This window comes from Salinibacterium sp. AL4.1, from assembly GCF_059767305.1.
This window is the reverse complement of the sequence record NZ_JBSOQK010000001.1, coordinates 180,728-196,553: the sequence shown is the minus strand read 5'-3', so window position 1 is coordinate 196,553 and position 15,826 is coordinate 180,728. Positions and strand designations below refer to the sequence as shown.

At 60.2% G+C, this 15,826-nt stretch carries 19 protein-coding genes; 15 read left to right on the top strand and 4 right to left on the bottom strand.

The window, feature by feature from the left end:
* Positions 1–23: 23 nt before the first annotated feature.
* The 12 genes from ACWTV3_RS01025 to ACWTV3_RS00970 all read left to right on the top strand — a co-directional run bounded on the left by ACWTV3_RS01025 (position 24) and on the right by ACWTV3_RS00970 (position 11,283).
* A complete protein-coding gene (locus tag ACWTV3_RS01025; protein ID WP_498476454.1) occupies positions 24–695 on the top strand; it encodes an HAD family hydrolase in 672 nt (223 codons plus the stop codon).
* Positions 692–1,678, top strand: a complete 987-nt coding sequence (locus tag ACWTV3_RS01020) for a tRNA (adenine-N1)-methyltransferase (RefSeq protein ID WP_498476453.1) — start codon at positions 692–694, stop codon at positions 1,676–1,678. Before ACWTV3_RS01025 ends, ACWTV3_RS01020 begins: the two co-directional genes overlap by 4 nt.
* A 10-nt stretch (positions 1,679–1,688) precedes the next feature.
* Positions 1,689–2,690, top strand: coding sequence for an FKBP-type peptidyl-prolyl cis-trans isomerase (locus tag ACWTV3_RS01015; protein ID WP_498476452.1), 1,002 nt, complete (start codon positions 1,689–1,691; stop codon positions 2,688–2,690).
* A 48-nt stretch (positions 2,691–2,738) separates the two neighbouring features.
* Positions 2,739–3,722, top strand: a complete 984-nt coding sequence (locus ACWTV3_RS01010; RefSeq protein ID WP_498476451.1) for a helix-turn-helix transcriptional regulator — start codon at positions 2,739–2,741, stop codon at positions 3,720–3,722.
* The gene (locus ACWTV3_RS01005; protein ID WP_498476450.1) at positions 3,715–4,698 is read left to right on the top strand and encodes a helix-turn-helix transcriptional regulator; all 984 of its coding nucleotides are present in this window, start codon (positions 3,715–3,717) and stop codon (positions 4,696–4,698) included. The genes ACWTV3_RS01010 and ACWTV3_RS01005 overlap by 8 nt, the downstream gene beginning before the upstream one ends.
* A gap of 8 nt (positions 4,699–4,706) precedes the next feature.
* Positions 4,707–5,054: a hypothetical protein gene (locus ACWTV3_RS01000; protein WP_498476449.1), complete on the top strand. Its 348-nt coding sequence runs from the start codon at positions 4,707–4,709 to the stop codon at positions 5,052–5,054.
* Positions 5,055–5,426 carry a hypothetical protein gene (locus ACWTV3_RS00995; protein ID WP_498476448.1) on the top strand — a complete coding sequence of 124 codons (372 nt, stop codon included), beginning with the start codon at positions 5,055–5,057 and terminating at the stop codon, positions 5,424–5,426.
* A 78-nt stretch (positions 5,427–5,504) separates the two neighbouring features.
* Positions 5,505–5,720, top strand: coding sequence for a Sec-independent protein translocase subunit TatA (gene tatA / locus ACWTV3_RS00990; RefSeq protein WP_498476447.1), 216 nt, complete (start codon positions 5,505–5,507; stop codon positions 5,718–5,720).
* 50 nt (positions 5,721–5,770) lie between these two features.
* Positions 5,771–6,529 (top strand): twin-arginine translocase subunit TatC, encoded by a 759-nt coding sequence (tatC, locus tag ACWTV3_RS00985; RefSeq protein ID WP_498476446.1) that lies wholly within the window; start codon positions 5,771–5,773, stop codon positions 6,527–6,529.
* Between the two features lie 25 nt (positions 6,530–6,554).
* Positions 6,555–8,987, top strand: a complete 2,433-nt coding sequence (locus tag ACWTV3_RS00980; protein ID WP_498476445.1) for a DEAD/DEAH box helicase — start codon at positions 6,555–6,557, stop codon at positions 8,985–8,987.
* Positions 8,988–8,999: 12 nt separating this feature from the next.
* On the top strand, positions 9,000–10,565 hold the full coding sequence (lnt, locus tag ACWTV3_RS00975; RefSeq protein ID WP_498477922.1) for an apolipoprotein N-acyltransferase: 1,566 nt from the start codon (positions 9,000–9,002) through the stop codon (positions 10,563–10,565).
* Entirely contained in the window at positions 10,558–11,283 is a 726-nt protein-coding gene (locus ACWTV3_RS00970) for a polyprenol monophosphomannose synthase (protein ID WP_498476444.1), read from the top strand. The genes lnt and ACWTV3_RS00970 overlap by 8 nt, the downstream gene beginning before the upstream one ends.
* Here ACWTV3_RS00970 and ACWTV3_RS00965 read toward each other — a convergent pair.
* From ACWTV3_RS00965 to ACWTV3_RS00950, 4 genes are all read right to left on the bottom strand, one after another.
* Positions 11,280–11,645 carry an RNA polymerase-binding protein RbpA gene (locus tag ACWTV3_RS00965; RefSeq protein WP_100389042.1) on the bottom strand — a complete coding sequence of 122 codons (366 nt, stop codon included), beginning with the start codon at positions 11,643–11,645 and terminating at the stop codon, positions 11,280–11,282. The two genes, ACWTV3_RS00970 and ACWTV3_RS00965, sit on opposite strands and share 4 nt — an antisense overlap.
* 144 nt (positions 11,646–11,789) lie before the next feature.
* Entirely contained in the window at positions 11,790–12,572 is a 783-nt protein-coding gene (locus ACWTV3_RS00960; protein WP_498476443.1) for a glycerophosphodiester phosphodiesterase family protein, read from the bottom strand.
* Positions 12,547–13,461, bottom strand: coding sequence for an SPFH domain-containing protein (locus ACWTV3_RS00955; protein ID WP_498476442.1), 915 nt, complete (start codon positions 13,459–13,461; stop codon positions 12,547–12,549). The genes ACWTV3_RS00960 and ACWTV3_RS00955 overlap by 26 nt, the downstream gene beginning before the upstream one ends.
* A gap of 20 nt (positions 13,462–13,481) precedes the next feature.
* Positions 13,482–13,982 (bottom strand): NfeD family protein, encoded by a 501-nt coding sequence (locus ACWTV3_RS00950; protein ID WP_498476441.1) that lies wholly within the window; start codon positions 13,980–13,982, stop codon positions 13,482–13,484.
* A gap of 101 nt (positions 13,983–14,083) precedes the next feature.
* On the opposite strand from ACWTV3_RS00950, the gene ACWTV3_RS00945 reads away from it, so the two are divergent.
* From ACWTV3_RS00945 to ACWTV3_RS00935, 3 genes are read left to right on the top strand one after another with little or no spacing between them, the layout of a single operon-like run.
* On the top strand, positions 14,084–14,860 hold the full coding sequence (locus tag ACWTV3_RS00945) for an SDR family oxidoreductase (protein ID WP_498476440.1): 777 nt from the start codon (positions 14,084–14,086) through the stop codon (positions 14,858–14,860).
* Positions 14,861–14,870: 10 nt separating this feature from the next.
* The gene (locus tag ACWTV3_RS00940; RefSeq protein ID WP_498476439.1) at positions 14,871–15,326 is read left to right on the top strand and encodes an NUDIX hydrolase; all 456 of its coding nucleotides are present in this window, start codon (positions 14,871–14,873) and stop codon (positions 15,324–15,326) included.
* The gene (locus tag ACWTV3_RS00935) at positions 15,323–15,808 is read left to right on the top strand and encodes a heme-binding protein (protein WP_498476438.1); all 486 of its coding nucleotides are present in this window, start codon (positions 15,323–15,325) and stop codon (positions 15,806–15,808) included. The genes ACWTV3_RS00940 and ACWTV3_RS00935 overlap by 4 nt, the downstream gene beginning before the upstream one ends.
* Positions 15,809–15,826 lie beyond the last annotated feature (18 nt).

The following is a 15,826-nucleotide window of genomic DNA, read 5'->3' as shown; positions in this document are numbered from 1 at the left end:
GGATAGAACTACGATGGTGCGTTGTGACTCACTCCACTCCAGCGGCCGTCCTGTGGGACATGGACGGCACGCTCATTGACTCAGAACCTTATTGGATTTCGGCCGAGATAAGGGTCGTTGAATCCTTCGGCGGCGAGTGGACCCATGAGGATGCCATGTCGTGTGTCGGCAATGGACTTTTAGAGTCTGCCCGTGTGATGCAAACCAAGGGCGTGACCCTCGACGCGCAGGTGATTGTTGATCAACTCACCGACAGCGTCATGGCTCAGCTCAAGGAATTCGGTATTCCGTGGCGCCCGGGTGCACGCGAACTACTCACGGAGCTGCGTGAATCGGGAATCCCGACCGCTCTCGTCACGATGTCGATCGGCCGCATGGCTCAGCATGTCGTAGAAAACCTTGGCTTCCACGGCTTCGATGCCGTGGTCACGGGTGATGACGTCGAGCACGCTAAGCCTCACCCGCAGCCTTACCATATGGGCGCAGCCGCGCTCGGCGTCGAGATCTCCGAGTGTGTGGCGATCGAAGATTCGCCCCCCGGCGCCTCGTCTGCCTACGCCTCGGGCGCCACCGTAATCGGCGTGCCCTTTATGGTTGACATTCCCGAAGAGAAAACCCACGTACTGTGGCCAACTCTCGAAGGCCGAACTCTTGACCATCTCTCCGAACTTCACGCAAAGGTGACCACGCGATGAGCGACGTATTCCGACGACAGAGCGGCCCCTTTCGCGAGGGAGACCGCGTTCAACTGACTGGCCCGAAGGGTCGCCTCAACACCGTGACGCTCGAAGCTGGGGGAGCGTTCCACACGCACCGCGGCGTGCTGAGCCACGATCTGATCATCGGGCAGCCGGATGCCAGTGTCGTCGTCAGCACGAACGACATCGAATATTTGGCGATGCGCCCGCTGCTCACCGACTTTGTCATGTCGATGCCGCGCGGCGCCGCGATCATCTACCCGAAGGACGCAGCGCAGATCATCGGGCAAGCCGACATCTTCCCCGGCGCTCATGTTGTCGAGGCCGGCGTTGGTTCGGGTGCATTGTCGCTGTGGCTACTGCGCGCCATCGGGCCAAGCGGCACGCTGAATTCCTTCGAACGTCGTGAAGAGTTCTCTGAGATTGCACAGTCCAACGTTCAGGCATTCTTGGGCGCGAAGCCGGACAACTGGTCGGTCACCGTTGGTGATCTTCAGGAGCAGCTGCCAGCATCCGTTGAACCGGGCTCGGTCGACCGCGTTGTGCTCGACATGCTCGCCCCCTGGGAGTGCATCGAGGAGTGTGCTGAAGCTCTCACTCCGGGCGGTGTACTGCTCTGCTACATCGCCACCGTGACCCAACTGTCGCGCGTCGCTGAAGCCATCCGTTCCACTGAGCTCTTCACCGAACCAGACTCCAGCGAGACCATGGTGCGTGGCTGGCACGTCGAAGGACTGGCGGTACGCCCCGATCACCGCATGGTTGCCCACACCGGCTTCTTGATGACGGCCCGCCGTCTCGCCCCCGGTTCCGTTCTTCCCGAGCTCAAGCGTCGCGCTTCGAAGTCGGACTTCAAGGACGAGGATGTCGAGGCCTGGACCCCCGGCGCGCTTGGCGACCGTAATTCCAGCGCCAAGCGCCTGCGAAAGACCGCCCGCGAAGCGAAAAAAGCGGCCGATGCCGCGACGACTGACCGGTAGAGTGTTGACGATGTCTGTGTCGATGAAAAGAGTGTTTGTGCGCAAGCTTGCAGTAGTGGCCGTGAGTGCCGGAGTTGTTGTTTCGTTGGCCGGCTGTGCCAATGGTCCGTTGAGTTTTGCGGATTGCACTCCGATCTACTCGTCTGGTGCCAACGCCGCGTTGGTCACCACTACGGGTGAGTTCAGCGCAGACCCCGAGGCCGAGTTTCCCACGCCTCTCGTGGCGTCTGACCTCGAGAACGCCATCGTGACGGTCGGCGACGGCGAAGAACTCAGTGCCGGCGATGTGGCCACCATTCAAATTACGATCTACGACGCGGCAACGGGTGACCAGCTCATCTCAACAGGCCACGACACCGCAGGTCTCCGCGTTCCCGTCACTGAGCGCGAACCGATCTTCGGTGAGATCGCTCAGTGCTCCAATGTGGGCTCACGAATCGTCACTGTGGGGGCCGCTGGCGACATCCTCGGTGCCGAGAACATTGCGCAGAACCAGCTCCCGCTAGCCGAAGACGACGCCATCGTTATGGTGAGCGACGTAGAATCACGCTTCCCGGGTAAGGCCGATGGTGTGAGTAAGCCTGCTCCGGCCGGTCTTCCCGCAATCGTCCTGGCTCCGAATGGCCAGCCCGGCTTCACTTTCCCCACCGGTGACGCTCCCTCCGAGCTTCAATACGCTGCCCTCAAGGTTGGCTCTGGCGAGAAGATCACCGAGGGCGACGCAGCAGTCATGCACGTCAGCGGAATCGAGTGGGGCGCAGATGCCACATTCACCAACAGCTGGGAGGACTCGGGTGTTCCCGGCACCTTCCTTGTCGAGAGCACCGCGACGTCGGAGAGCGGTCTGCCGCCCGGACTCGCTGAGGCCCTCATCGGCCAGACCGTTGGATCGCAGATTCTCGTTGTCTTGACTCCGGATGTGGGCTTCGCCCCGGGCACAGAACCCACTGGCGTCACGAGCGGGGCGACTTTGGTCTTCGTGTTCGACATCCTCGGAATTCAAGAGCAGTAACCGTTACCCACGACACGGCCGGGTGTCAGAGACAAAAGGATTTGACTCGTGCCAGCACCGAAAGTTCCTAACGAAGAACGGCTCTTCAGCCTCGTTTTGGCGTTGCTCTCTACCGAGAATGGACTCACCAAGAGCGAGATTCTGTCGACCGTTCAGGGCTATCGCCAGCGGTTCGTACACTCGGGCGACAACGCCAATCTTGAGCGACAGTTTGAACGCGATAAAGACGATATTCGTGAGCTCGGGGTGCCGCTCGAAACAATCGAGCCCCCCGAGCAAGCGGGTAACAACCAGAACCTTCGCTACCGCATCCCGCGCGTAGATTACGAGCTTCCCGACGACATCGCCTTCTCGGCAGAAGAGTCGACGCTTCTTGGACTCGCGGCCATGGTGTGGCGTGAAGGATCGCTCTCTGAGGGGTCCCGGCGAGCGATCGTGAAGCTGCGGTCGCTCGGCATTGAAACCGCAGAGCCCGTTCTGAGCTACGCGCCCCAAGTACGCGTTCGCGATGAGGCTTTTGAGCCACTGCGCGAAGCCATGGACCGCCGCGTACTCGTGAACTTCGAGTATCTGAAGCCGGGGGAGCAGACCTCGACGACGCGTCTCGTGGCACCGCTCGCGCTTGTGCAGCATCAAGGGCGATGGCACCTGTACGCGAAAGATCCTGCAACGGACACCTTCAAGACGTTCTTGCTTCGTCGCATGGTGAGCGGCATCCAGCGCACCAAAAAAACCTTCGATTACCCCACCGATGACGCAACGGCGCAAGCCCTCGCCGGGTTGGACGAGGTCTGGCAGTCGAACCTTGCACTCTTGCGTGTAGAGCCCGGAACGGACGCGGCCACCCGCCTCGGTAAACGGCGCGGCGCAGTGATGCACCCGGATTGCCGCCTCGAAGTGAACTTCACCGATCTGAACATCTTTGCGGATGAGCTTGCCAGCTTCGGTCCCGAGGTCGTTGCGATCTCCCCACCCGCCCTGCGCTCTGCAGTGATTGAGCGACTCACGAGAACGGTGGCAGACCATGGCTAACAAGATTCCGCCCCTGCGCGCACAAGACAAATTGGTCTTCCTGCTCGCTCTCGTGCCGTATTTGATGGATCGCGACCGGGTCAGCGTTGCGGAAGCCGCCAAGCACTTCGGTGTTCCTGAGCAGCAGATTCGCGAGGCCGTTCGCCTTATCGCGGTGTCGGGTATTCCCGGCGAAACTGCCACGTATCAAGCGGGCGACCTCTTTGATATCGCCTGGGATGACTTCGAAGACAACGATCAGATTGTATTGACCCAACTGGTGGCCATCGATGATTCGCCGCGGTTCTCCGCCCGCGAAGCATCGGCCTTGATCGCCGGCTTGCAGTATCTTTCGAGCCTGCCCGAGCACGCGGATCGCGAAGCCATCGCTACGCTCACCTCCAAGCTGTCTCGGGGCGCCTCTGCGGCTCCGACAGCGGTAGCGGTGGAATCGAGCGCGCTCGACGAAACGCTGGCCCTCATCCGTGAATCCGTTGCCGCGGGAACCCAGATCGAGTTTGATTACCGCAATTCGCGCGGCGAGTCTGAGCGTCGTCGTATTGACCCGCTCCGCGTCGAATCAGTGGATGCCGACTGGTACGTGCGCGGCTGGTGTCACTCGCGCGAAGACGTGCGAACGTTCCGTCTTGACCGCATCTCGCAGCCAGCAATGACTACTGAGGCGATTACGCACACCGCCGGTGATGTGAATCTTCCCGAGACACTCTTTGACACTTCTGACAAAGACATCGAAGTGAGCATTGAAGTAGTAGCTAGCGCTATAGGGCTATTGGGGGACTACGTCGCTGACGATGCGCCCCGCGTGCCCTCGGGTGACCGCGTACGCACTACCGTTCGCGTTCCGCACTTCCATGGACTCAAGCGACTTATCTCTGGCCTGCCGGGCGTCGTGACGGTTGTCTCACCTCCGGAAGCACGCGACGCGGTGGCACGGTGGGCACAGGCTGGCGCCGAGCAGTACGCCGACGAGCTGTAGGTGACATCGTGATCGCGTGGTGGGGGTGGCTGTTGATCTGGGTGGGCCTTGTGCTCGCTCTACTCATCATGCTCGCGTTCATGGCTTGGGTGTTGTTCCGCAAGGCGATGGCGTTGATGAGCGACCTGTCGGATGTCGTCGACAAGACCGCGATTCTCGACGTGGAATCAGAGAAGCTTTCGAAGCCTCAGATCGCGATTCTCACTGAAATGGCAGAGATTCGTGACCGGCACGAGGCCCAGCGACGCCGGCGTCTCGAGCTAAAGGAAGCGCGGCGAGAACAGCGCCTCGAGCGCGGCAAAACGATTACGAAACGCGATGCGTCGATCATGCACTGGCCAGAGGGCTGGTCGTAGGTGGGCTGGGTTTTTGCCGCTGGCTTCATCCTGATCGCCTTGCTCTGGTTCGCGACCTGGCTGCGACGCCGCACCATTCGTACACTCCTTCTTACAACGGGCGCTCAAACCATCGGTTCGAGCAGTCTTCAGAGCCGCGGTCGACGGTTACCTCGCATCGCGGTGCGCTACACCGACAACGCGGGAACCGAGCGCGTGATAGTCAAAGCGATCGTGAGCGCGGGGGATACCCAATTGCTGCAAAAACCCGCTGTCGTGCTGTACCACCCGAAACATCGCGGTCGTTCCGACTACGTATTGATGGGCTTCGGGGCGCAGCCACGGCGGTGGTTCCACGGCGAATTCAGCCGCGAGAAGAAGCCGTCCCGCTAACTCGCCGATGTGCGCCCAATCTCGACCAACCTAGGTATGATTGGCCTACGCAGCCTTCGATTTTTAAGGAAGTTCTCCATGCTCGGCAATCTCAGCGGTTGGCACCTTGTCATTCTCTTGGTCGTCATTCTTCTGCTTTTTGGTGCACCGAAGCTTCCCGGGCTTGCTCGTAGTCTCGGCCAGTCGATGCGCATCTTCCGCAGCGAGGTCAAGACGATGAAAGACGAGAACAGTTCTGACGCTCCGACCGACTCGCCGTCGGACTCGAACAGCGACACCCCTCCTAAGCCTTAATCCCTATGGCAGTTCGCGCCGAGAGGTGGCGTTCCAAGAGTGAAGAACGGATGTCACTCGGTGCGCATCTCGTAGAGCTCAAAAGACGGCTGTTCATCTCAGCAATCGCCATTGTGGTCACCGCTATTGCTGGCTTTGTTTTTGCCGACTTTTTCATTGATGCGCTTCGCGCACCAGTCACGACGATTGCGGAATCATCTGGCCGCGGGGCGGCGTTGAACTACGACGCCGTGACGCAGGCATTCGACATCCGCATGCAGATCGCGTTTACCGTTGCGATTGTGGCAGCGAGCCCCGTGTGGCTCTACCAGGTGTGGGCTTTTCTCGTTCCCGGCCTGGTGCGCAAAGAGAAGCAGTACGCCATCGGATTTTTGGCTACGGCCATTCCGTTGTTTCTTGCCGGTTGCGCCGCCGGTTGGTACGTCATGCCGAACATCATCACGCTGATGTTGGGCTTCGCTGGCGAGCAAGACCTCTCCAACTTGAACGCAAAGTACTACTACGACTTCATCGTCAAACTGTTGCTGTCAGTGGGCATCGCTTTCGTGTTGCCCGTATTCGTCGTGCTCTTGAATCTCGTCGGTGTGCTCTCGGCGTCAGCCATTCTCAAAGGGTGGCGCATCGCCATCCTGACCATCTGCGTCTTCACTGCGATCGCTACGCCCGCTGCTGACGTTATCTCGATGTTCCTGCTCGCGATCCCCATGATCATGCTGTACTTCATTGCAGCCTTCATTGCGTGGATCCACGATCGCCGGGCAGCTAAGCGCGCCGCGCTGATTGACCCTGACGTGAGCAGCGAACTCTAGACTCCGAACGCTTAGGCTGTAGTCAATGAGTGAACTGTCTCCCGCCGAACGGTACGCCGCGGCGAAGAAGCGTCGGGGGTACCCGGTACTCGAAGCCTTCCGCGCTAGTCAGCGCTTTGACCTCGATGCTTTTCAAATCTCGGCCTGCGAAGTAGTCGAGGCCGACAAGAGTGTGCTCGTAGCTGCACCCACCGGTGCAGGAAAGACGATCATTGCCGAGTTCGCCATTTACCGCGCGATGCAGCTGGATGGTCCCAAGGTCTTCTACACCGCGCCGATGAAGGCGCTGAGTAACCAGAAGTTTCAAGAGCTCGTCGGCGAATATGGCCCAGAGGCCGTCGGCCTGCTCACGGGTGACACCAATGTGAATGCGGGCGCCCGCATCGTCGTGATGACTACTGAGGTTCTTCGCAACATGCTCTATGCGAAGTCTGACCTACTCACGAACCTCAGCACCGTGGTGATGGATGAGGTTCACTTCTTGGGTGACCGCTTCCGTGGTGCTGTCTGGGAAGAAGTGATCATCCACCTTCCCGACGATGTGCGCATGGTCTCGCTCAGCGCAACGGTATCGAACGCCGAAGAGTTCGGCGACTGGCTTCAAGCTGTGCGAGGCGACACGGAAGTGATCGTGTCTGAAGAGCGCCCCGTGCCTCTCGAACAACACGTCTTGGTCGGCACGAAACTGATTGATCTCTTCGACTCGTCTGGACTCGCCGCGACCAACCGCGTAAACCCTGAGCTCGCCCAAATGGCCCGCTTTGGTGGCCGCAGCCAGTCGGTGGGCAACCGCCGTAAGAGCAGCCGCCAGAAATCCTATGGTGGTCGCCCTCAGCGCACACGCATGGACCGCGCGGATGTCGTGGCGATGCTCTCGTCCAAGAACCTTGTTCCTGCCATCTTCTTCATTTTCAGTCGCATGGGCTGCGACCAGGCCGTGAATCAGGTGTTGCGGGCTGGTGTTCGCTTAACGACCTCCGAGGAACGCGATGAGATCCGCGAAATCGTGGAGGCCCGCTGTCGCACCTTGCTCGACGAAGACCTCGCCGTTCTCGGGTACTGGGATTGGCTCAGCGGTCTCGAACGTGGCGTGGCCGCTCACCACGCCGGCCTGCTGCCCGCGTTCAAAGAGGTAGTAGAAGAGCTCTTCCAAAAGAAACTTGTGAAGGCAGTCTTCGCTACGGAGACGCTGGCCCTCGGCATCAATATGCCGGCCCGCACCGTGGTGCTGGAAAAACTCGAAAAGTTCAACGGTGAAGCTCGCGTGCCGATCACGCCGGGCGAGTACACCCAACTCACCGGGCGCGCCGGGCGACGGGGCATCGACATCGAAGGCCACTCGGTCATCCAATGGGTCGATGGTCTCGACCCGCAGGCCGTAGCCTCTCTGGCCTCGCGCCGCACTTACCCGCTCAACTCAAGCTTTAAGCCGACCTACAACATGGCGGTGAACCTCATCGAGCTCTTCGGTCGCGAACATACTCGCGAAATTTTGGAATCGAGCTTCGCGCAATTCCAAGCCGACCGCGCCGTCGTCGACCTCGCGCGCAAGGTTCGTTCGCAGAAGAACTCGCTCGAGGGCTATGCCAAGTCGATGGAATGCCACGTGGGCGACTTCGCCGAGTACTCCCGCATCCGCCGCGAACTCAACGACCTTGAGAAGAAGGCTCAGCCCCGTGGCGATGCGGGTCACCGCGGCGAACGTGAACGTCGACAGCGCAAACTCGGCGACCTGCGCAATCAAATGCGCAAGCATGATTGCCACGCGTGCCCGGAACGCGAATCTCACGCTCGTTGGGCCGAACGCTGGTGGCGCCTCAAGCGCGAAACTGATCAGCTGAGCCGCCAGATTCAGAACCGCACAGGTGCTGTCGCGAAGATTTTCGACCGCGTCACCGACGTTCTCACTCAGCTGGAATATATTGAGCCGGGCAAGAACGGCGAGATGACCCTCAACGAACACGGTCGTGTCTTGCGCCGCATCTACGGCGAACGCGATCTTCTCGTCGCTGAATCGCTGCGCCAGGGCTTTTGGAACACACTGGATGCTGCTTCGCTCGCGGCGATGGCTACCACCCTGGTGTACGAGCCGCGTCGCGATGAGGGCGACCTCGGCGACCGTTACCTGCCGCGAGGTGCCTTCCGCGAGGCTTTCGATAAGACCTCCACGCTGTGGGCGCAACTCGATGACCTCGAGCGCGACAACCGGCTTCCCGGTAGCCAGCCGCTCGCCACCGGACTCGCCCTGTCGATGTATCGGTGGGCCAATGGCGCCACCCTCGATTCCGTTCTCGACCTCGCCGATATGGCCGCGGGTGACTTCGTGCGAGTCACCAAGCAAGTAATCGATCTACTCGACCAGTTGTCGGTTGTCGCTGACGGCGATGTCGGGCGCACCGCTCGCAAGGCCCTCGATAACATCCGGCGTGGAATCGTCGCCTACAGTTCTGTCGCTTAGGCTCGACTCGTGATGCCCGATAAACCCGTTGCTGTGCTGCCCTTGTGGGCTGCGATCATCACAGCACTGGCCTCCGGTCCGATCATGGATGCCGGGTTCCCCGACATCAGCGTCTGGCCGATGACTTTCGTGGGCATCGCCCTCATGCTGATCGCGCTTCGCGGTCGACGCTCATGGTCGGCATTTCTTGTCGGCTTTCTCGGCGGCTTTGCGTTCTACCTCACGCACATCTCCTGGGCATCGCTTTTCTTAGGCCCCGTTCCCATGCTCGCGCTGTCGTTCTTGGAGTCACTCTTCGTGGCCCTCGGGGCGCTGGCAATCACGCTGGCGTATCGCTGGCTGCCTCGGGCGTTCGGGGCAGGCTGGGGCGCGACGCTCGGGCTTGCCATCGTCGTAGCGGGCCTCTGGACAGCCCGCGAAGCGTGGATGAGCGTATGGCCCTACGGCGGCTTCTCCTGGGGCCGCGTCGCGCTCTCCCAAGCAGAGAGCCCCCTCGCACCACTTTTTCCGTGGATCGGCGTCTCCGGCGTGAGCTTCACGATTGTTCTCGTCGTTGCACTGGCTCTCGCCGCCGCCGAATACTCTTGGCGTCACTACAGCGAGCTACCGCTGGATGCCCGCGCTCAACACGTGTCGCGCGCGCTACGCACAGCGTTTGTGCCGGTCGCGGTCTTCGCGCTCATGCTCAACGTTCCGACGTGGCAGGCGACGCTCAACGGCACCCTGCGCGTCGGCGCCGTTCAGGGCAATGGAAAGGCTGCCTACTTTGACGAGCGTGAGCGTGGCGATCTCCTTACAGCCCAGCTCACCGCGACTGAGCCCCTCTATGGCCAAGACCTTGATCTCGTCGTGTGGCCCGAGGGCGGCACTGACGTGTCGCCGCTGAGCAATAGTTATGCGGCATCCGCGTTCGACTACGTGGTCGAGCAGGCTGGCGCGCCCCTCATCTCCGGTGACATCACCGAGCGGGATGGCGAAGTCTTCAACAGCCAGCTGTTGTGGATGCCGGGGGAGGGCGTCGTCGACATTTATGACAAGCGTCATCCGATTCCCTTTGGCGAATACGTGCCGAATCGCGACTTCTGGGCGCAGTTCGCCCCCGATCTCATCGGACTCATCGCCCGGGATTACTCCATCGGTACGACTGACATGGTCTTCGACGTCAATGGAGTCACGGTCGGCGTAAATATTTGCTTCGACATTGTCGATGACCAGATTTTGACCGAATCGGTCGAGCAGGGCGCGCAAGTGATTATCGCGTCGTCCAATAACGCCGACTTCGGCATGACCGACGAGAGCGCCCAGCAGCTGGCCATGGCTCGTATCCGCGCGCTCGAACTCGGCCGCAGTGTCGTCAATATTTCTACCGTGGGGCTCAGCGCGATCATCGCTCCTGATGGAACAACGATCGCCGAGGTTCCTTGGTACACCGCCGCCACGATGGTCGAGGATGTGCCGCTATCGACGAGCATCACTCCTGCAGTCGTGTGGGGTCGAGAGATTGAATGGCTCGTGTCTGGTCTCGGACTTGGAGCCCTCATCATCGCAGGATTGGCCGGTCGGAGAAAGAATGCCTAACGTCGTCGTGGTGGTTCCCACCTACAACGAGATCGAGAACATCGCCTCGATCGTCGGCCGTCTGCGCCAAGCGGTGCCGCGTGCTCATGTGCTTGTCGTAGATGACTCCAGCCCTGATGGCACGGGGGAGCGCGCTGAGGAACTTGCCGCTGCTGATCCCGGAGTATCGGTGCTCCACCGGCCCGCCAAGGAAGGGCTGGGAAAGGCCTACCTCGCGGGCTTCGCGCTCGCTCTGGAACGCGGCTACAGCTACATTGTCGAAATCGACGCGGATGGCTCTCACGACCCCGCCGAACTCCCCGCGATGATCGCACTCGCTAGAGCCGGCAACGATCTCGTCATCGGATCACGCTGGGTGCCAGGTGGATCAGTCAAGAACTGGCCATGGTACCGCCACAGCGTCTCGCAGGCCGGAAACACCTATGCCCGGCGAGTTCTGCACTCAGACATTCGCGATCTCACCGCAGGCTTTCGGGTGTTTCGCGCGAGTGCTCTGCGAGAGCTCGGCCTCGAAGGCGTCTCGTCGCAGGGTTATTGCTTTCAAGTGGAACTGGCCTGGAACTTAGAACGTGCGGGCTACCGAGTGGCGGAGCATCCGATCACCTTCGTTGAGCGCTCAACGGGCCGGTCAAAAATGCATGCAGGAATTGTTGCAGAAGCACTGCTCAGGGTCACCGGATGGGGAATATCGGCGACCCTGAGTTCAGTACGTCGTTAGGCGCCGATCTTCTGCTGACCGCGACGGGCGCGCAAGAAGTCGAGACGCTCTTGAAGAAGCTCTTCTAGTTCTGGGCGAGTGCGACGTTCGAGAAGCATGTCCCAGTGGCTACGGGGAACCTTCACGTCGACCTCATCGAGTTCTACCAGCTCGCCGTTGTCATCGAGGAGTGTTCCTTCTTGACCCGTCTTGGCGTCAAGCCACTGCTGGGGAACTTCGGCGTCAGACGAGAACATCACTTCAAAAGTGTTTCCGTCGGTCGCCTTGTATACGCTCTTTTTCCGCGGGGAAAACTCGACACCCTCTTCGCTCTGTAGGCTCTGGGTACCAAGTCTCATGCCGCGCAAGCTGCGATCTGCCATCGTGTGGCCTCCTTCAATTCGCGGTTTCTACAAGTAATAAACCCTCTTGCTGAACGTATGCTTCCAAGCGCGCAGTCTTCACAGCGAGTTGTCAGCATTTGCCAACATTTCCCGCTGCCGTGAAGTGGAGTGTGCGCGATCTTGTTAGGCGCGCGATTTCACAACTTCGAGGGCGAGGTCTGCTCGGTCGGTGACGATTCCATCGACGCCGAGGTCAAGCAGGTGACGCATTCGCTGCGGTTCATTGATTGTCCAGACATGCATCTCTAGTCCGAGATCGTGCACGCGGGAAATCATCCGCTGAGTGGTCACCCGCAACCCTAGCGCTTTCTCTGGCACTTGGATGGCAACGAGCCCAGAAAGAGCACGCCGCATGGCGGGGGAAATACCCGCTTTCGCGCTGATCAGTGCCATCAAGAAGCGTCGAGCGGATGCTGAGCTCGCGATTCCGGGCAACTGCTCGACTATTGCGGCACGGCGGGGTTCGTCGAATGAGGTCACGAGAACGCGATCGACTGCCTTCGTTTCTCGAATAGCACGCGCGCTGGGAAGAACGGCGCCCTTAATCTTGACGTCCACGTTGAAGCGGGTTTCAGGGAACGCGTCGAGCGCTTCGGCCAAAGAGCAGAAGCCTTGACCTTCGCCCAAGTCGATACGTCGCAGCTCTGCCATGGTGAGTTGCTCCACGTTGATGGCGCGACCAGCAACGCGACTGAGGCTGGGGTCGTGCGCAACGACGGCTACTCCGTCGAAGCTGACATGAACGTCCGTTTCGATGAACTGAGCCCCCTCGGCGACAGCCTTCGCGAAGGCAAGCATCGTGTTTTCGGGTGCATCAAGCGCAAGCCCCCGATGCGCGAACACACGGGGGCCTGCGGGGGAGAGAAATGACGAGTTGGCGCTAGCGCGCGACTGGTCCCTTACCACTAAAGAATCCTTCACCAATGCCCTTGAGCGCTTCCGTCAGTTCTGACGGGATGATCCACATCTTGTTGGAGTCACCTTCTGCAATCTTAGGCAGCGTCTGGAGGTATTCGTACGCCAAAAGCTTCGGGTCGGGATCACCCTCGTGAATCGCCGCGAAAACCGTCTTGATTGCGGCGGCCTCACCATCGGCGCGAAGAACTGCCGCCTTCGCTTCACCCTCAGCTTCGAGAATGGCAGCCTGGCGCGAACCTTCCGCTTCGAGAATCGCGGCTTGCTTGGTTCCTTCGGCGGTCAGGATCTGCGCACGGCGATCGCGCTCAGCACGCATTTGCTTTTCCATCGAGTCTTGAATGGAAAGGGGCGGGTCAATGGCCTTGAGCTCGACGCGTCCGACACGAATGCCCCACTTGCCCGTCGCTTCGTCAAGAACGACCCGCAACTGAGAGTTGATATTGTCGCGACTCGTCAGCGCCTGTTCGAGGTTGAGCCCACCCACTACGTTGCGCAACGTAGTAGTAGTGAGTTGCTCGACGGCTCCGAGATAGTTGCCGATCTCATAGGTGGCCGCACGGGCATCCGTGACTTGAAAGAACACCACGGTATCGATGGAGACAACGAGGTTGTCTTCGGTGATGACCGGCTGCGGCGGGAACGAGACGACCTGTTCGCGCAGATCGATGAGAGGCAGCATCCGGTCAATAAAAGGTACGAGGATGTTAAGGCCGGGGAGGAGGGTTTTGCGGTATTTTCCGAGGCGCTCAACCACGCCGGCACGTGCTTGCGGAACAATGCGAATCGCACGGAACAGCGTCACGAGCACGAAAATGGCGAGGATGACGAGCAGAATCACCACGAATACCTGGCCTACGAAGCCAGCGGGATCAGTCACTTTTCTTCCTTTCTCGGCGATTACGTAGTCGCTCGAGGCTTGGTGGTGCCGGGGGTTCGTTTGTCAAGAACAACGACGGCGATGGCGCCTTCGATGGCCATCACGGAAATTCTTTTGCCCACGGGGATTGTGGAGGGGGCTGAACCGTCACCGATGCGTGCGGTCCAGGTTTCGCCGTTGTCGAGCTTGACCTCGCCGATGCCCTTGGTGAACGAGCCGGTGACGTGGCCACCGAGTTCATACAGCGCCTCGACATTGCTTTTGGCCGGATCGGCACCTTTTTCGAGGTTCATTAGCAACACCGGGCGGATCGTGAAGATGAGAAGGCCGGCAATGGCCGCCGCCAGCGCAATCTGCACGTACCAGGGCCAACCGAGAAGGTTGGAGCCGAGGCCGCCGATGAGCGAGCCAGCCGCAATCATGAGGAAAGTGAACTCCAGAGTGAGTACTTCCACAACGATGAAGAGCACGACGAGGGCCAGCCACAGAATCCACAAATATTGGGTGAGGTCTACGAGCATTAGCTGGCGCCCTTCATCGTTGCGCTGTTCGACAAATCTTCACTCACGACGCTAGCACTTAGATCACTGCAGAGCGCCGCTTCGACCGCTAAAGTCGTAGCGTGAATAGCGATAATTCGAATCCTCTGGCCGCTCACTCGCTCGATGGCGCTCGCGCGCTCATCACCGGATCTTCGCGGGGAATTGGCGCGGACACCGCCGCTTACTTCGCGCAGGCGGGTGCTCGTGTTGCCGTGAACTACCGCAACAAGGAGGCTCGCGCCCTCAAGTTGGTGGCTCAGCTCAACGAGACCGATGGTTCCGCTATCGCTATTGGTGCAGACCTCACTGACCCCGAGACTGTCTCTGCACTCTTCGAGACCGTCAAGGAAGAGTTCGGTGGCCTCGAGATTTTGGTGCTCAACGCATCCGGCGGCATGGAAGGCGGCATGGCTGAGGACTACGCCATGCAACTGAACCGCGACGCGCAGGTCAACTTCTTGAAAACCATGATGCCGCTGCTGCACGAAGGTTCGCGCGTCGTATTCGTGACGAGCCACCAGGCACACTTCATTCGCACGGTTGAAACTATGCCCGAGTATGTTCCTGTCGCGCTCAGTAAGCGTGCTGGCGAAGATGCACTGCGCGAACTGATTCCCGAACTCGAAGCTAAGGGCGTCAGCTTTGTTGTTGTCTCGGGCGACATGATCGAGGGCACCATCACGGCGACGCTGTTGCAGCGCGCCAACCCCGGTGCGATCGAAGCCCGCAAGGAAGCGGCCGGCCGCCTGTACAACGTGAGCGAATTCGCCGCCGAGGTCGCCTCTGCCGCGGTCGAGCCCGTGCCGGAAAACAACACCCGCTACGTCGGCGACGTTTCAGACTTTCTCAACAAGTAACGGTCTCCGGATGCCGGTGAACCGAGCCACCAGCCGGGTGCTGCTTTTTGACCGTGATAACCGTTTCTTGCTCTTCCTCACGAGGGCGCCAGACACGAGCGGCATCTCACGCTGGCTGACGCCCGGAGGCGGTGTGGATGCGGGGGAGTCTCATCACGAGGCTGCCGTGCGCGAGCTTCACGAGGAAACTGGGCTCGAGCTGACCGCACTGGGCGAGCCCGTGTGGGCGCACGACTTCATTGTCGAGTGGGATGACGCCGACCACGACACGGGTAACGCCGTGTTTTATGAGGCTGAAGTAGATGCCTTCGAGCCGTCGAAGGAATTCTGGACTGACGACGAGCGCATCGAAGTGCTCGAACACCGCTGGTGGACACTCGACGAGCTGGCCGCGACATCCGATCGTTTCGAACCAACCGAGCTTGTCGAACTGGTTCGGTCCCGCTTGGAGAAGAGAACCCAATGACGCGCCCGCTGCCGGAATACACTGTCGCCGACCTCGAGTACTTGAACGTGCTGGATTGCGCTCGACTGACCAACGACGACGCTGTGGCGTTGGGTCTATTCGCCGTTCAGGTCATCAAGGAATGGGACCTCAATCTTGCAGTCGAGATCGCACTCGGTTCAGACGTCGTGTTCAAGGCAAAGCTCAAGGACACAAACGCCGAGAACGACCCCTGGCTTGCGGGTAAGGCTGCCGCTGCCGTGCAGTTCGAAGAGCCGTCGTTGCTGATCAAACTCCGCCATCTTGCGGCTGGCGCGCCGTTTGAGGATCGCACCGATGTGGATCACGCGCTGGTCAAAGCTCACGGTGGGTCCATACCCTTGCGAGTGGGCAACAGGGTAGTTGGCACGCTCACGATGTCGGGGGAGCCGGACGCCCTTGATCATGAGGCAGCAGCGGAAGCGCTCGCTCGCTTCCTCGATAGTCGGCGACATTCTTTCTAGGCGACAGAAATTGATATA

Excerpts from the sequence above, each read along its gene's own strand:
- ACWTV3_RS01015 (WP_498476452.1), top strand. The coding sequence starts at position 1,689 with ATGTCTGTGTCGATGAAAAGAGTGTTTGTGCGCAAGCTTGCAGTAGTG.
- ACWTV3_RS00935 (WP_498476438.1), top strand. The coding sequence starts at position 15,323 with ATGACGCGCCCGCTGCCGGAATACACTGTCGCCGACCTCGAGTACTTG.
- ACWTV3_RS00940 (WP_498476439.1), top strand. The coding sequence starts at position 14,871 with ATGCCGGTGAACCGAGCCACCAGCCGGGTGCTGCTTTTTGACCGTGAT.
- ACWTV3_RS00965 (WP_100389042.1), bottom strand. The coding sequence starts at position 11,645 with ATGGCAGATCGCAGCTTGCGCGGCATGAGACTTGGTACCCAGAGCCTA.
- tatA (WP_498476447.1), top strand. The coding sequence starts at position 5,505 with ATGCTCGGCAATCTCAGCGGTTGGCACCTTGTCATTCTCTTGGTCGTC.
- lnt (WP_498477922.1), top strand. The coding sequence starts at position 9,000 with ATGCCCGATAAACCCGTTGCTGTGCTGCCCTTGTGGGCTGCGATCATC.
- ACWTV3_RS01020 (WP_498476453.1), top strand. The coding sequence starts at position 692 with ATGAGCGACGTATTCCGACGACAGAGCGGCCCCTTTCGCGAGGGAGAC.
- ACWTV3_RS00980 (WP_498476445.1), top strand. The coding sequence starts at position 6,555 with ATGAGTGAACTGTCTCCCGCCGAACGGTACGCCGCGGCGAAGAAGCGT.
- ACWTV3_RS00950 (WP_498476441.1), bottom strand. The coding sequence starts at position 13,982 with ATGCTCGTAGACCTCACCCAATATTTGTGGATTCTGTGGCTGGCCCTC.
- ACWTV3_RS00970 (WP_498476444.1), top strand. The coding sequence starts at position 10,558 with ATGCCTAACGTCGTCGTGGTGGTTCCCACCTACAACGAGATCGAGAAC.
- tatC (WP_498476446.1), top strand. The coding sequence starts at position 5,771 with ATGTCACTCGGTGCGCATCTCGTAGAGCTCAAAAGACGGCTGTTCATC.
- ACWTV3_RS01005 (WP_498476450.1), top strand. The coding sequence starts at position 3,715 with ATGGCTAACAAGATTCCGCCCCTGCGCGCACAAGACAAATTGGTCTTC.